Genomic DNA, 15,434 nt, shown 5'->3' on the forward strand with positions numbered 1-15,434 from the left:
AGGTTGCCGGCCTCGCGCTCGGCGGTCGCCTTCATGGCGGCGGACTCGGCGCGCGCCTTGTCGGTGATCTCGCGGGCCTCCAGCCGGGCCGCGGAGATGATGCCCTCGGACTCGCGCTTCGCCTCGCCACGGTGGTCGTTGGCCTGCTCCTCGGCCAGGCGCAGGATCTGCTCGACCCGGGTGCCCAGGCCCGACAGCGTCGGCCGGTTGTTCTCTTCCAGCTGCTTGTTCGTGTCGCTGAGCTTCTGCTCCATCGTGCCCAGGCGCTGCTCGGCCTGGCGGACGCGCCGCTGGGCCTCGGCGAGTCGGCCCTCGGCCTCTTCGCGGGCCTGACTGGCCTGCTGCAGCTGCGCGTTGAGGCGCTGCAGCTTGCTGTCGACCTGCTGGCGGTCATAGCCGCGCAGGACGACGCTCAGCTCTTCGTGGTCCGAGCCGTTTTGGAAGAAGTCAACCGAGGACTGCTGCTGGGGCATTGGCACATACTTGCAGACCACCCGGGGGCTTTCGCAAGGGTACGACGGCTAACTTCCGCAGGGCTTCCATGGTCAACTTCGGCAGGCCTGGACGCGCCAGGTTTTTGTCCTGCTTTATGGGCGTGTCACCTGACCGAAAGGGGGCGGGTGAAATTGCCGCACCGGGGAGGTCACCGCGCTGTGACCGTCCCCGGGGCGGGGTCGAGGACCGGCCCCCTACCGGTTGCGGAACCGGTTGATCGCCTGCTCGTGGCGGGAGCGCAGCCGCTGGTCGCGGACCCCGAGGCCCTCGCCGGGCGCCAGGCACAGCACGCCGACCTTGCCCTGGTGCAGGTTGCGGTGCACGTCGTACGCCGCCTGCCCGGTCTGCTCGAGCGGATACGAGCGCGACAGTGTCGGATGGATTCGCCCTCGGGCGATCAACCGGTTGGCCTCCCACGCCTCGCGGTAGTTCGCGAAGTGACTGCCGACGATGCGCTTGAGATTCATCCAGAGATACCGATTGTCGTACTGATGCATGAACCCAGATGTCGAGGCGCACGTGACGATCGTGCCGCCGCGCTTGGCCACGAACACGCTCACCCCGAACGTCTCCCGCCCGGGGTGCTCGAACACGATGTCGGGGTCCTCGCCGCCGGTCAGGGAGCGGATCTCGGCTCCGAAGCGTCGCCACTCGGCGGTGTCCTGGGTCTGCTCGTCCTTCCAGAAGCGGTACGAGGACCGGTCGATGACGAGCTCGGCACCCATGGCCCGGCACAGCTCGGCCTTCTGCGGGCTGGAGACCACGCAGACCGGCGTCGCGCCGCCGTTGAGCGCGAACTGCACGGCGTAGGAGCCCAGGCCGCCGGAGGCGCCCCAGATGAGTACGGTGTCGCCCTGCTTCATCTGCGCGCCGTGGTGGGAGACGAGCTGCCGGTAGGCGGTCGAGTTGACCAGGCCGGGACAGGCCGCCTCCTCCCACGACAGGTGAGCCGGCTTGGGCATGAGCTGGTTGGCCTTGACCAGCGCGAGCTCGGCCAGGCCGCCGTAGTTGGTCTCGAACCCCCAGATGCGCTGCTGGGGGTCGAGCATGGTGTCGTCATGGCCGACCGCGTCCTCCAGCTCCACGCTGAGGCAGTGCGCGACCACCTCGTCGCCCGGCTTCCACTTGCTCACCCCCGAGCCCACCCGCAGCACCACCCCGGCGGCGTCGGAGCCGACCACGTGATACGGCAGGTCGTGGCGCCGGCTCAGGGAGTTCAGCCGGCCGTACCGCTGCAGGAACCCGAACGTCGAGACCGGCTCGAAGATCGAGGTCCAGACCGTGTTGTAGTTGACCGCGCTGCCCATCACGGCGATGAGCGCCTCGCCGGGCCCGACCTCGGGCGTGGGCACCTCCTGCACGTGCAGGGACTTGCGTGGGTCCTTCTCGCGCGTGGTGAGCCCGTCGAACATCTCGGCCTCTTCGGCCCTCACTACCACGCCCCGGTAACTGGCGGGCACCGGCAGGTCCGCCACGGCGCGGAGCTCGGCGGCGGGGTCGGGTGCCCCTTCCGCCCGCATGATCGCGTCGAGGATGTGCTGCACCGTCGGCTCCTAACGTCCGGAAGGTTGTTGAGGCAGCGTCGCCGCGGAAGTGGGCGGACGGCCATGGGGGTCGGCAACACATCTCGGCCCCTCCAACCCGATGTTACTGAACGGTAGCTAGCCCCGGCACCGGCCTGTGAAGAACTGCATCGGCCGGCTCAGGCCTCCGTGCGCGAATCTGCTCGGTTGGGCTCCACCAGCTCCACGAGCACGCCTCCGGCGTCCTTCGGGTGCACGAAGTTGATGCGGGATCCGGCGGTACCGCGGCGAGGCTCCTCGAACAGCAACCGCACCCCGCGCTCGCGCAGCGCGGCGCAGGCGGCATCGACGTCGGTCACAGTGTAGGCGAGCTGCTGCATGCCTGGCCCGCTGCGGTCCAGGAACTTGGCGATCGTCGAGGCGGGTGACAGCGGGGCGAGCAGCTGCAGGCACCCGCCCTCGGGGGTCGGGCCGACCGAGAGCATGGCCTCGCGCACCCCCTGCTCCTCGTTGACCTCCTCGTGCACGCAGCGCATGCCGAATACGCGGGCGTAGAACGCGATGGCCTCGTCAAGGTCCGCCACCGCGATGCCGACGTGGTCGATCCGCTGGATTCCGATGGGTGACATTTCCAACTTCTGAACCGAGGTCTCCATGGCGATAGTCTGAACTTATCTAACGTTCAGGTCGCGATGACGCGGTGTGAACCTTCTCTCGGAGGCCTCCTGGGATGACTCAGTCGGTGATTGTCAACGGCGCCCGCACGCCGATGGGGCGCCTGCTCGGCGCGCTCAAGGACTTCCCGGCCACCAAGCTGGGCGAGATCGCCATCCGGGCGGCGCTCGAGCGCTCGGGTGTCGCGCCGGAGCAGGTGCAGTACGTGATCATGGGCCAGGTCCTGCAGGCCGGCGCCGGTCAGATGCCCGCCCGTCAGGCCGCCGTCGGCGCCGGGATCCCGATGAGCGTGCCCGCGCTCACGATCAACAAGGTGTGCCTGTCCGGCCTCGACGCCATCGCGCTGGCCGACCAGCTCATCCGGGCGGGCGAGTTCGACATCGTCGTGGCCGGGGGCATGGAGTCGATGACCAACGCGCCGCACCTGCTGATGGGGCAGCGCCAGGGATACAAGTACGGCGACGTGGTGATCAAGGACCACATGGCGCACGACGGGCTCAGCGACGTCTACGACCAGGTGTCGATGGGTGAGTCGACCGAGCGGCACGTCGCCCGGCTCGGCATCACCCGCGAGGCGCAGGACGCGTTCGGCGCCGCCAGCCACCAGCGGGCCGCCGCCGCCCAGAAGAGCGGCCACCTCGCGGAGGAGATCGTCTCGGTGGAGGTTCCGCAGCGCAAGGGTGAGCCGCTGCTGGTGACCGATGACGAGCAGATCCGGCCGGAGACCACGGTGGAGAGCCTGGCCAAGCTGCGCCCGGCGTTCACCAAGGACGGCACCATCACCGCCGCGACCTCCTCGCCGATCTCCGACGGGGCCTGCGCCGTCGTGGTGATGAGCCGCGCCAAGGCCGAGGAGCTCGGGCTGACCTGGCTCGCCGAGATCGGCGCGCACGGCAACGTCGCGGGCCCGGACAACTCGCTGACCAGCCAGCCGGCCAACGCGATCAAGCACGCCCTGGGCCGCGCCGGGCTGAGTGCCGCCGACCTCGACCTGGTCGAGATCAACGAGGCGTTCGCCGCCGTCGGCGTGCAGTCCACCGCCGAGCTGGGCATCGACCCGGAGATCGTCAACGTCAACGGCGGCGCGATCGCGCTGGGTCACCCGATCGGGATGAGCGGCGCGCGGCTGGCCCTCACCCTCGCCCTCGAACTGCGCAGGCGCGGCGGCGGCCTCGGCGCGGCGGCGCTGTGCGGCGGCGGCGGCCAGGGCGACGCGCTGCTGCTGCGCGTGCCCAAGCGGTGACGATCCGTCGCTCCCGCGACGTGCCGGTGCTGGTGGGGGCCGCCCGCGAGGGCGACCCCCGTGCCGTGGCCCGGCTCATCAGCCTGGTGGAGGACGGTGACGAGGTGCTGCCGCGGATCGCGGCGGCGCTCGCGCCGCACACGGGAGAGGCCGCCGTCATCGGCCTGACCGGCTCCCCCGGCGTGGGCAAGTCGACCACCACCAACGAGCTCGTCCGCGCGTTCCGCGATGACGGCCGGCGCGTGGGCGTGCTCGCCGTGGACCCATCCAGCCCGTTCACCGGCGGCGCCATCCTCGGCGACCGGGTCCGGATGCAGGAGCACACCACGGACCCCGCCGTGTACATCCGCTCGATGTCCAGCCGCGGCCACCTCGGCGGGCTGTCCGCGGCCACGCCGGCGGCCGCGCGGGTGCTGGAGGGCGCCGGCTGCGACCCGGTCGTGGTCGAGACCGTCGGCGTCGGGCAGGCCGAGGTCGAGATCGCCGGCCTCGCGGACACCACCGTGGTACTGCTGGCGCCCGGCATGGGCGACGCGATCCAGGCGGCCAAGGCCGGCGTGCTGGAGATCGCCGACGTCTTCGTCGTGAACAAGGCCGACCGCGACGGCGCCGACGCGACGTACCGCGACATCCAGGGCATGATCGGCCTCGGCGACCGGGCCCCCGGGCAGTGGCGTCCCCGCGTCGTGCGCTGCGTCGCGCCGCGCGGCGAGGGCATCGACGAGCTCGTGGCGGCCATCGACGCGCACCGCGCGCACCTGCGCGACTCCGGCGAGCTGCGCGCCCGCCGCCAGCGGCGGGCCGAGGCCGAGGTCGAGGCGATCGCGCTGGGCACCCTGCGCGCGCGGATGAAGGACCTGCGCAGCGGCAGCGCGCTGAGCGACCTCGCCGAGGACGTCGCGGCCGGGCGCACGGACCCCTATTCGGCGGCAGAAACCCTGCTGGCCCAGCTCGGCTGAGGCCCGCGCGTCGCTCGGCGGCGACCTGCCCGGCCCGCGTGACGTGCTCGCGATGGTCGTCCCGTCCGAGCGGGCACGCAACCGGCGGCGCCCGCGGCGACTCTCTCCTGGTGGGCGTCAGCGGTTGGCGCTCGCCGTAGGCCGGCCGGCGGCACGGTGCCGCTCGTCCCCGCCCGAGCCGCCGCGGCTCGTCCGAACATGGAGGGTGTGCAGTGAAGACACTGACGGTCGACGGGGTGACGGTCGCGTACGAGCGGGACCGTCCAGTCCTGCGCGATGTGTCGGTCGTGGTGTCGCCGGGCCAGATCCTGGCCGTCACCGGCCCCTCGGGGGCGGGCAAGACGACGCTGCTGTGGGCGATGGCGGGCCTGCTGCGCCCGGCCGCGGGTGTCGTCGCGGTGGACAGCACGCCGCTGCGCGACCGCGACCACGCCGTCTCCGAGCGCGTGGTGCTCATCCCGCAGGACAACGGCCTCGCCGCGATCCTCACGGCCCAGGAGAACATCCAGGTCGCCATGATCGCCGGCGGCGCCGCTCCGGCCGACGCCCGCCGCGCCACGGTCTCCTCGCTGGAGCGCCTGGGCCTCGCCGGCCAGGCCGACCAGCTGGTGGAGGAGCTCTCCGGCGGCCAGCAGCAGCGCGCGGCGATCGCGCGGGGCCTCGCCCTGCACGGCCACGTGCTGCTGGCCGACGAGGTGACGAGCGAGCTGGACGCCACCAACCGCCAGCGGGTCATGGAGCTGCTGCAGGAGGAGGCCCGCCGGGGCGCCGCGGTGGTGTTCGCGACGCACGACCCGGAGGCCGCCGCCGCGTGCGACCGGGAGCTGCACCTCGCCGACGGTGCCGCGCAGCTGGTCCGCGGCTGATCTGCTCCGGTCGCTTCAGGAGACGGTCGGACACCGCAACGTTTTCGCGGTGACGCGGGCGACCTACGGCGCCTGAACGGAGGTCCCCACCGTGGCGCCGCGCGAGTACGCTGCGGGCGATGCGAGACCTGGGACGAATGGGGAGAGAGTGACATGAGCGAAGCCGTTGACCCGGACCTGACCGGCGACGCCCTCGCCACGGTCGAGCCCGCCTCGGCGGCGGTGGTGCCGGCACAGTCGGGCCCGCCGGAGCAGGAGCACTCGCGGCTGGACGAGGTGGCCGAGAGGGTCACCACGTTCGCGGACAAGGCCGGGGAGTTCGCGTCCAGCACCGCCGCCGCGTCCGGCCGGATCGCCTCGCAGGTGGTCGACCGGCTGCGCAACAACGCGGAGCTGGCCGCCGAGCGCGGCACCACGACGATCGCCGACGAGGTCGTCGAGAAGATCGCCGGCATCGCCGCGCGCGAGGTCTCGGGCGTGTACGACCTGGGCGGCGACGTGGCCCGGGCCTTCGCCGCGGTGCGCGACCGGCTCGGCCTGGGCGAGTCCGAGGGCGAGTCCTCCAGCCGCGGTGTGTCCGTGCGCCTGGAGGGGCGCACGGCGGCGGTCCGCATCACGCTCGTGATCGAGTACGGTTTCGTCGTGTACTCGGTCGCCGAGAAGGTCCGCACCAGGGTCATCGGCTCGGTGGAGAACCTGCTCGGGCTCGAGGTGACCGCGGTGGACATCGTGGTCGACGACGTCCACTACGACGACAAGCACAAGGTCCGGACGGGCAACGACGAGGCTCGCGCGGCCGACTACGCATAAGCCCCAAAAGTCGAAAACCGTAGGCCCGCGCCCCGCGACCGGACGCGCGGCGCGGGCTTAGCGCAGGATCGCGGCCGGGTCGATGGTGACGACGACGGGAAGGTGGTCGGAGGCCGTCAGCGACAGTTCGGTGCGGATGACCTTGAGATCGCGCACCGCGGGGACCATGTGCCGGGAGACGCGGATCTGGTCGATGCGGCGAGCCGGCAACCAGTCGTCGGGCCAGTGCCCCGCGGTGGGCTGCCAGTCGGCCCGCAACACCGCGGCGGCGTCCCGAAGGCCGGCGCGGCTGAGCACCTCGGTGGAGCGACGGTCCGCCCGCAACGGCGCTTCGGGGTCGTCGGACCAGCGGACCTGGTGCAGCAGCGCCGGGCTCCAGGCGGCGTCGGTGTAGGGATCCGGATCGTAGAAGGTGCCGTCGGGCAGCCTGTCGGAGCCGACCGCGTTGCAGTCCCCGGCGAGCATCGCGGCCCGGTCCTGCCGGAACATGCTGACGACCCGGAGGGCGTCGGCGAACCGTCGGTCGGGTCGGAACGGGTCAGCGTGGTACGAACCCACTTTGACCGGCTGGGCACCCCCGATGTCCAGGACGACGGTTGCCAGCGCGTGCCACAGGTCACCGGGCCCGATGGCGCGCCACGCGATCGGCGTGATCCCGCTACGCCACAGCACCGCGGTGTTGAAGCCCGAGGTGGCCGAGGCAACGGCGACCCTCGGTGCCGCCTTGCCCGCCGGCTGGGGGATGAGGCATTCCATGCCGGTCGCATCCGCCAGTCGCAGCAACTGATCCGCGGCCGCCTCCGGGGTCGCTCCGATCAGCTCCTGCACCGCGAGTACATCGGGATCGATGTCACGGATCACCTCGAACAAGTTCTTCTCGCGCGCGGCGACATCCGTGACCGCGCCGGGGTCATTCCTGCCGAAGTCGAACAGGTTGTAGGTGGCGAACGTGATCAACCGATGCCCTCCTGTCATGACGGTCACCCAACCCGGCAAAACGTTCGTGGTGACAGCACTAGCATCGGGGTTGACGGACCGACCCGCCGCACGCGAGGAGCGCCGATACCCATGGACGCCCACGACATCGCCGAGGGACGGGCGCGCTGGCAACGCCGCTACGACGAGGCCAGCAAGCGCGACGCCGGCTTCACCACGCTCTCCGGCACCCGGCTCGAGCCGGTGTACGGGCCGCCCGAGGGCGCCGACGCGCCCGGGTTCGAGCGGATCGGCTGGCCAGGCGAATACCCGTACACCCGGGGCCTGCATTCCACGGGGTACCGCGGCCGCGCCTGGACCATCCGCCAGTTCTCCGGGTTCGGCAACGCGCGGCAGACCAACGAGCGGTACAAGATGCTGCTCGGCGCGGGCGGCGGCGGGCTCTCGGTGGCCTTCGACATGCCGACGCTGATGGGCCGCGACTCCGAAGATCCGCAGTCGGAGGGCGAGGTCGGGCACTGCGGCGTCGCGATCGACTCCGCGGCCGACATGGACGTGCTGTTCGACGGCATCCCGTTGGCCGGCGTCACCACGAGCATGACGATCTCCGGGCCCGCCGTCCCGGTCTTCTGCATGTACCTCGTGGCCGCCGAGCGCCAGGGCGCCGACCTCGGCCGGCTCGACGGGACCCTGCAGACCGACATCTTCAAGGAGTACATCGCCCAGAAGGAGTGGCTCTTCCCGCCCGAGCCGCACCTGCGCCTGATCGGCGACCTCATGGAGTACACCGGCCGGCACATCCCGCGGTACAAGCCGCTGTCGGTCTCGGGGTACCACATCCGGGAGGCCGGCGCGACCGCGGCGCAGGAGCTGGCGTTCACGCTCGCCGACGGCTTCGGCTACGTCGAGCTCGGCCGGTCCCGCGGCCTGGACGTCAACGCGTTCGCGCCGGGGCTGAGTTTCTTCTTCGACGCCCACGTGGACTTCTTCGAGGAGATCGCCAAGTTTCGCGCCGCGCGGCGCATCTGGGCCCGCTGGATGCGCGAGGTCTACGGCGCGACCAGCGAGAAGGCGCTGTGGCTGCGGTTCCACACGCAGACGGCCGGGGTGTCGCTGACCGCGCAGCAGCCGTACAACAACGTGGTGCGCACCGCCGTCGAGGCGCTCGCCGCCGTGCTCGGCGGGACCAACTCGCTGCACACCAACGCGCTGGACGAGACGCTGGCGCTGCCCACCGACCAGGCGGCCGAGATCGCGCTGCGCACCCAGCAGGTGATCATGGAGGAGACGGGGGTGGCGAACGTGGCCGACCCGCTGGGCGGGTCGTGGTTCGTCGAGGCGCTCACCGACCGCATCGAGGCCGAGGCCGAGGCGATCTTCGCCCGGATTGGCGACATGGGCGGCGACGGCACGATCACCAGCGGCATCCTGCGCGGCATCGAGGACGGCTGGTTCATGTCCGAGATCGCCGACAGCGCGTTCGCCTACCAGCAGGCGCTGGAGAAGGGCGACAAGCGCATCGTCGGCGTCAACGTGCACACCGGCTCGCTCACCCGTGACCTGGACATCCTGCGGGTCTCGCACGAGGTCGAGGCCGAGCAGAAACGGCTGCTCGCGGCTCGCCGCGCCGGCCGGGACAACGTCGCGGTCAAGGAGCGGCTGGAGCGGATGGTCGCGGCGGCCCGCGGCGGGGAGAACATGATCCCCCCGATACTGGACGCCGCGCGGGCCGAGGCGACGCTGGGTGAGATCTGCGGCGCGCTCAGGGGGGAGTGGGGCGTCTACCGCGAACCCGCCCGATTCTGAAACATCGGGCGTTATCGAACCGCAACATAACGCCGCAACCCGGCCCTTCCCGCGCTGGTCTTCTTAAGACGACCTGACCACGGGGGAGGGGCATTGCTGGCACTCGTGCTCGCGGCGTTGCGAGCCCGGCGCGCACAGGCGTTCACGCTGCTGCTGCTGAGCACGCTGGCCGCGGCCGCCGCGGCGGCCGCACCTTGGTACGTGCTGGCCTCCACCGAGCGTATCGCCACCCGGCACGTCGAGACCGCGCCGGTCCATGAGCGCTCGCTGGAGACGATCGGCGAGGGGCCCGTCGACGGCGGCTCCATCGAGGCCCAGCTGGCCGCCTCGGCCGACCGGACGCAGCGGATCGTCGGGCTGACCGGCTTCACCACCTACACCGGGGCCTACCTCTCCGGCCAGACCTCCGCCGCGGCCACCGCACCGCCGGCGGGTGCCAAGCCGGGCGGTGCCGGCGGTGAGCGCAGCACCAACTCGCCCGTGGCGCTGCGCACCGGCGCGTGTTCACGCGCGTCGATCGAGGGCGCCTGCCCCGCCGCCGACGGCGAGGTGATGGTCAGCTACCGCACCGCCCGCTTCCTGCGGGTCAAGGCGGGCGACACGCTGAACTTCGCCAACTCCGGCCTGGCCCACCCGCTGCGGCTCACTGTCGTCGGCGTCTACCGCCCCGACGACAGCCTCGACCCGTTCTGGAGCAGTGACGAGCAGCTGCTGGCCGCCGCGCTGCCGACCGGCGCCCCGCCCGACATGACCGAGCCGGTCGACGACGCGCTGCTGACCGCGCCGGCTACGTTCGACAAGAGCCTCGCCACGGTGCCGGTGCGCACCATCGTCGACATGGTCGCCCAGCCGCGGCTGCTCGTCGACCACTCGCCCGAGGAGGTGCGCGAGCGCCTCGACGCCGGCTATGTCGAGGCCGTCAACAACCGGCTGATGTTCGTCACCCAGCTGCACGCGACCATCAAGAAGGTCGAGCGGGACGGGCGCCTGGTCTCCCTCGGCGTGCCGGTCGGCGCCTTCCAGCTCCTCGTGCTGTGCTGGTTCGCGCTGTACCTCGCGGTGAAGTACACCGGCGAGGAGCGACGCCCCGACATCGGGCTGGTGAAGCTGCGCGGCGCCCCGCGCGGGCGCATCTGGGCGCTGGTGAGCGGGCAGAGCGCCCTGCCGATGGTGGCCGGCGCGGTGCTGGGGCTGCCCATCGGCTACGCGGTCGCCACGGCCATCGCCGGGCGCATCCGCGACGCCACGGTCAACGAGCAGGCCGCCGCCCTATCCGTCGGCGCGGTCGCGCTGGCCGTGCTCGGCGCGCTGCTCGCCGCGCTGCTGGCCGAGCGCCGGGCGCTGTCCTCGAGCGTCGCAGAGCTGCTGCGCCAGGGCCGGGTGCGCAACCGCATCTGGCGCGACCTGTTCGACCTGCTCCTCGTCGTGCTGGCGGTGGCGGCCGTCTACCAGGTCAAGCAGCGCGCCTCGGGCGACGCGGCCGGCCTCGCGCTGCTCGCGCCGGGCCTGGCCGCCCTCGCCTTCGCGCTGGTCGCGGCCCGGCTCATCACGTTCACCGCGGGCCGGCTGGTCGAGGGCGCGCTGCGCCACGGCCGGGCCGCCCGCGCGCTCACCGCGATCTACCTGGCCCGCCGGCCGGGCGTGCACCGCCTGGCCGCGCTGATGATCGTCACCGTGGCGCTGTTGTGCACCTCCGCGCTGACCTGGGGCACCGGGCGGGCCGAGGGCCGCGCCCGGGCCGAGCTGGAGGTCGGCGCCGACCGGGTGCTGACCGTGCGGGCGGAGAATCGGCTCGCGCTGCTGGGCGCGGTGCGCGCGGCCGACCCCGGCGGCGCGCACGCGATGGCGGTGGTGGAGTCGCTGGTCTCGGGCTACGACCGGGTGCTGCTCGTGGACAGCCCGCGGCTGGCCAAGGTGGCGACCTGGCGCCCGGAATACGGCGCGAGCGCCGCGCGGACCGCCGCCCTGCTGCACCCCGAGGCCCCGCAGCCGGTCATGGTCACCGGCGCCGAGCTGACCGCCGACTTCGCCACGCACTTCACCGACACCGACACCGATCCGAGCCGTGTGGTGTACCTCGACATCGTGCTCGCCGACCCGAAGGGCGCCCGGATCGCCGCCCGCGTCGGCCCGCTCGCCGAGGGACCGCAGGTGATCAAGGCCGCGGTGCCGGCCTGCGCGACCGCGCCCGGCTGCCGGCTCAGCTCGCTGCAGATCGTGCAGTCCACCAAGGAGGAGAAGGTCTTCTTCCCGTCCCGCCCGGGCGTCGAGGTGACCTTGCACGGCATCACCCAGGCCGGCGGCCAGCCGGTGCTGAGCAAGGAGATGCTCGGCGAGCGCACCAGGTGGCGGCTGGGGGTGAACGGCAACTCGCCCAACCTCATCGTCACCGCGGTCGGCGACGGGCTGCGGCTCACCGTCGCCCCGGTGCGCCCGGGCGTCGCCGATCCCGGCGTGTACCCGCTGGACACCCCGGCCCCGCTGGCCACCGTCCGGGCCACCCCGTGGCAGCCGCGGCGCGTCGGCGACCAGCGGATCACCTACGGCTCGACGTCGATCTCCGAGACGGTCGCCGGCACCGCCCGCCGGCTGCCCCGGCTGGGCGAGAAGGGGGTGATCGCCGACCTGGAGTACGCCGACCGCCTCGGCGCCGACTTCGGCGCGGGCGAGTCGCTGCAGGTCTGGCTCAACGCCGGCGCCCCGGGTGACATCACGGACCGGCTCAGGGCTCAGGGCCTGATCGTGCTCGGCGAGGAGTCGATCGACGGCGTCGCCGGCCGGTACGCCTCCTTCGGCCCGCCGCTCACCCTGCAGTTCATGCTGCTCTCGGCGATCGTCGGGCTGGCTCTGGCGATCGGCTCGGCCTCCGTGGTCGCCGCCGTCGAGCGACGGCCCCGCTCTCGCGAGCTCGGCGCGCTGCGGGTCCAGGGCGCCCCAGCGCGGCTGGTGCGGCGGGTGGGCGTCGAGGGGTACCTCGTGCTCGCCGGCGTGTCCGTGCTGCTCGGCTTGCTGCTGGCCGTCATCATCCGCGCCTACATCGGCGACGTCCTGCCCTACTTTGCCGACGGATGGAGAGCGCCGTGATCGGGCTGGTCCTGTCGATGGCGCGGGCCCGCTCCGGGCAGGCCCTCACCGCCTTCCTGCTCGCCATGTTCGCCATGGCGGCCGCGGTCAGCGCGCCGGTGTATTCCACCACCGCCGACGCCGCCGTGGTGCGCAGCGAGGTGGCCGCCGCGCCGGTCGCCGAGCGGGTCGTGCAGGTCCGGCGCACCACGCCGTCGCCGACCGACCACGACTTCGAGGACCGGGTCCCGCAGGTGTTCGACAACGGGTTGTTCACGAGTGTGTACAGCACCGAGTACAACATCATGATCTTCCCGGCCGACCCGAAGTCGACACCGCCGATCGCCCCGCGCTTCGTCTACCGTGACCACGCCTGCGCGCACCTGCGCTTCAGCGCCGGGCGCTGCTTCGTCAGCGAGTCCGAGGTCGTGCTGAGCACCGCGCAGGTCAAGCACCTCAAGCTGCGCATGGGCGACACTCTCCCGGTCAGCTTCGCCCTGCTGGACCAGCGCAGCGGCGAATACTACGAGGCCGGCCCGCGGGTCACGTTCACCCTGGTCGGCGCCTACGACCCGATCAACCCGGCCGACCTGTACTGGTCCGACGCCGACTACTTCAACCCCCGCCCCACCTCGCGGTTGACCACCGAGCCCGCCTTCGCCTCGCGGCTGAGCATGGAGGCGGTGGAGCACCGCGACGAGCGGCAGATCTTCGACCTCGCCATCGACTGGTCGGCGGTCGACCGTGACTCGCTCGACAGCGTCAACGCCGTCGTGAAGCTCGGCGAGGCGCAGCTCTCGGGGTTGCCCGGCCACGCGGTCGTGCAGACCGAGCTGCCGCACCTGGCCGAGCGGATCAACGCCGAACGGAGTCTCGTCGCCGAGGTCGTTCCGGTCGCCGCGGTACCGCTGGTGCTCCTGTGCTGGTTCGTGTTGTTCATCGCCGTCGCCGCGGCCACCCAGGAACGGCGGCTGGAGCTGGGCCTGCTGTCGCTGCGCGGCGTGACCGCGCCGCGGCGCTGGTGGCTCGCCGCCGGGGAGAGCGTCGTGGCCATCCTGGCCGGCGCCGCGGCCGGCTTCGTGCTCGGCCATTACCTGGTCCGGCTGGCCGCCTGGATGCTGCTGGGCAGCTCGGCCGGCGTGCCGCTGTCGGCCGGGCTCACCCGGTGGTCGCTGGCCGCGCTGGTCGGCGCGCTGGGCGCGGCGGTGCTGGCCCAGCGGGCCGAACTGGTCAAGCGCACCGTCGACCTGCTGCGCAACGTGCCGAGCCGGGCATCGCGCTGGGGCGCGCCGGTCTTCGAGGTCGTCGTCGTGGCACTCGCCGCCGTCTCCGTGGTGCAGTTGCGTCGCGGCGGCGGGGGGCTGACCGGCTTCGCGCTGTTCGCCCCGTCGGCGATCGTGATCGCGGTGGCCCTGCTCGCCGCCCGCGCCGTGCTGCCCATCGCCGAGCGGGTCGGCCGGCGGGCCCTGCGCCGCGGCCGGATCGGCCCGACGCTGGCCGCCTACGCGCTGACCCGCCGCCCCGGCACCCAGCGCGTCCTCGCCCTGTTCGTGGTCGCGCTCGGGCTCATGGTCTTCGCAGCCACCGCCGCCACCGCCTCCGCCGACGCCCGCGACCGGCGCGTCCGGGTCGAGCTCGGTGCGCCCCGGGTGCTGTCCGTCGAGATGCTGAGCCGGGCCGCGCTGCTGAGCAAGGTCCACCAGGTCGACCCGCAGGGGCGGTTCGCGATGGCCGCCGCGATGCTGCCGGTCTCCGACGACACCGCGGTGCCACCGATGCTGGCGGTCGACAGCGTGGCGCTGCCCAGCGTCGCGCTGTGGGAGGACCGGTCGCTGTCCGCGCAGACCGCGCACGACCTGCTCAAGCCGAAGGTCGCACGGCCCACCATCGAGGTGACCAACAAGGACCTCTCACTGGACGTCACCATCGACTCGCTCGTCGACGGGTTCCGGGTGCGCTGGATCGCCGTCGTGGTCCCCCGCGACGGCTCCGGCGTCGGGCGGGTCGACCTCGGCGCGGTGCGGACCGGCCGGCACACCTACACCCGCAACCTGCCCATGTGCGTGCAGACGTGCCGGCTCGCCGGGCTGGAGCTGGAGCAGCCCGAGAAGCGCGGCTTCGACGTGACCATGACCTTGCACGGCCTCACCCAGGCGGGCAGGACGATCGTCGACGAGGCGGGCTTCGCCGACGCCGACGGCTGGCGGACCCCGGAGTCGCCCGGGTCGAAGCTGCTCGTGCCGACGCTCACCGCGGCCAAGGACGGGCTGCGGGCCGAGCTCACCAACTACAAGGGGGCCGACACCGCGGTACAGCTGATGCCGACCGACGTCCCCTCGCCGCTGCCGGTGATCATGGCCCGCACGGCCGGCATCGGCGACCACATGACCGGCCTGGACACGAGTCGCCAGTCGATCACCATCGCCGGTGAGGTGGAGACGGTACCGAAGCTGGGCTACAAAGGCGGGCTGGTCGACCTCGACTACGCCGAGCGGCTCGCCCCCGACGGCGGCGACGCGCTGTACCCGCAGATCTTTCTCGGCCCGCAGGCCCCGGCCGACGTGATCGACCGGCTGCGGGCCCAGGGCCTGCAGGTCACCGGCGACCGCGCGCTCGGCCCGCTGCGCGCCGCGCTGGACGAGCAGGGGCCGGTCGTCGCGCTGCGCTTCCACGAGCTCGCCGCCGCCCTCGCGGTGGTGCTCGCTGCCGGCGCGCTGTGGCTGGTGGCGAGCCTGGACCGGCTGCGGCGGGCCGGCGAGCTGCGGTCGCTGCGGGCACAGGGGGTGGCCCGCCGCGACGCCGCCGCGAACGGCTACCTGGCCCTGGTCGGCACCGCGGCGCTCATCGCCCCGTTCGCCGCCCTGGCCAGCTGGCTTCTGGTGCGGGAGTATCTTCCGGTGTTCTCCGACGACGCGCAGGGCTTCCAGGCGTCGATCTGGCCCTCGCCCGGGCCGGTCGCGATCGCCTGGGGAGCGGCCGCGCTGCTGCTGGCCGCGGTGGCCGTGGCCGCCGGGGCCCGGCTGCGCGCCGCGACGGCGCGGCGGAGGCGATGACGCCG

At 72.7% G+C, this 15,434-nt stretch carries 11 protein-coding genes; 7 read left to right on the top strand and 4 right to left on the bottom strand.

The features are described from left to right. The 3 genes from ABT297_RS13065 to mce form a co-directional block, all read right to left on the bottom strand. A partial coding sequence (locus tag ABT297_RS13065) for a DivIVA domain-containing protein (RefSeq protein ID WP_502885562.1) occupies positions 1–473 on the bottom strand: 473 nt, incomplete at its 3' end. A 216-nt stretch (positions 474–689) separates the two neighbouring features. Then, entirely contained in the window at positions 690–2,039 is a 1,350-nt protein-coding gene (gene ccrA / locus ABT297_RS13070; RefSeq protein ID WP_350548317.1) for a crotonyl-CoA carboxylase/reductase, read from the bottom strand. Between the two features lie 158 nt (positions 2,040–2,197). Then, a complete protein-coding gene (mce, locus tag ABT297_RS13075) occupies positions 2,198–2,647 on the bottom strand; it encodes a methylmalonyl-CoA epimerase (RefSeq protein WP_350548319.1) in 450 nt (149 codons plus the stop codon). Positions 2,648–2,748: 101 nt separating this feature from the next. Between mce and ABT297_RS13080 the strand changes: the two genes are divergently transcribed. The 4 genes from ABT297_RS13080 (at position 2,749) to ABT297_RS13095 (ending at position 6,571) form a co-directional block, all read left to right on the top strand. Then, positions 2,749–3,936 (top strand): acetyl-CoA C-acetyltransferase, encoded by a 1,188-nt coding sequence (locus ABT297_RS13080; protein WP_350548321.1) that lies wholly within the window; start codon positions 2,749–2,751, stop codon positions 3,934–3,936. A 2-nt stretch (positions 3,937–3,938) separates the two neighbouring features. Further along, on the top strand, positions 3,939–4,895 hold the full coding sequence (gene meaB / locus ABT297_RS13085; protein WP_502885566.1) for a methylmalonyl Co-A mutase-associated GTPase MeaB: 957 nt from the start codon (positions 3,939–3,941) through the stop codon (positions 4,893–4,895). Positions 4,896–5,107: 212 nt separating this feature from the next. Continuing rightward, positions 5,108–5,761, top strand: a complete 654-nt coding sequence (locus ABT297_RS13090) for an ABC transporter ATP-binding protein (protein ID WP_350548325.1) — start codon at positions 5,108–5,110, stop codon at positions 5,759–5,761. Positions 5,762–5,914: 153 nt separating this feature from the next. Further along, positions 5,915–6,571: an Asp23/Gls24 family envelope stress response protein gene (locus ABT297_RS13095; protein ID WP_350548327.1), complete on the top strand. Its 657-nt coding sequence runs from the start codon at positions 5,915–5,917 to the stop codon at positions 6,569–6,571. Positions 6,572–6,628: 57 nt separating this feature from the next. On the opposite strand, the gene ABT297_RS13100 is transcribed toward ABT297_RS13095, so the two are convergent. Then, entirely contained in the window at positions 6,629–7,546 is a 918-nt protein-coding gene (locus ABT297_RS13100; RefSeq protein ID WP_350548329.1) for an endonuclease/exonuclease/phosphatase family protein, read from the bottom strand. A 93-nt stretch (positions 7,547–7,639) separates the two neighbouring features. Here ABT297_RS13100 and icmA point away from each other — a divergent pair, with 93 nt between their 5' ends. The 3 genes from icmA (at position 7,640) to ABT297_RS13115 (ending at position 15,429) form a co-directional block, all read left to right on the top strand. Further along, positions 7,640–9,313, top strand: a complete 1,674-nt coding sequence (gene icmA, locus ABT297_RS13105) for a coenzyme B12-dependent isobutyryl-CoA mutase large subunit (RefSeq protein WP_350548331.1) — start codon at positions 7,640–7,642, stop codon at positions 9,311–9,313. Positions 9,314–9,406: 93 nt separating this feature from the next. Further along, entirely contained in the window at positions 9,407–12,397 is a 2,991-nt protein-coding gene (locus ABT297_RS13110) for an FtsX-like permease family protein (protein ID WP_350548333.1), read from the top strand. Further along, entirely contained in the window at positions 12,382–15,429 is a 3,048-nt protein-coding gene (locus ABT297_RS13115) for an ABC transporter permease (RefSeq protein WP_350548335.1), read from the top strand. Before ABT297_RS13110 ends, ABT297_RS13115 begins: the two co-directional genes overlap by 16 nt. Positions 15,430–15,434: the final 5 nt, after the last annotated feature.

This window comes from Dactylosporangium sp. NPDC000555, from assembly GCF_040300025.1.
Taxonomy (GTDB): domain Bacteria; phylum Actinomycetota; class Actinomycetes; order Mycobacteriales; family Micromonosporaceae; genus Dactylosporangium.

Coding starts and splice junctions, on each gene's coding strand:
- mce (WP_350548319.1), bottom strand. CDS start 2,647: ATGTCACCCATCGGAATCCAGCGGATCGACCACGTCGGCATCGCGGTG.
- ABT297_RS13080 (WP_350548321.1), top strand. CDS start 2,749: ATGACTCAGTCGGTGATTGTCAACGGCGCCCGCACGCCGATGGGGCGC.
- ABT297_RS13095 (WP_350548327.1), top strand. CDS start 5,915: ATGAGCGAAGCCGTTGACCCGGACCTGACCGGCGACGCCCTCGCCACG.
- ABT297_RS13100 (WP_350548329.1), bottom strand. CDS start 7,546: ATGACAGGAGGGCATCGGTTGATCACGTTCGCCACCTACAACCTGTTC.
- icmA (WP_350548331.1), top strand. CDS start 7,640: ATGGACGCCCACGACATCGCCGAGGGACGGGCGCGCTGGCAACGCCGC.
- ABT297_RS13115 (WP_350548335.1), top strand. CDS start 12,382: ATGGAGAGCGCCGTGATCGGGCTGGTCCTGTCGATGGCGCGGGCCCGC.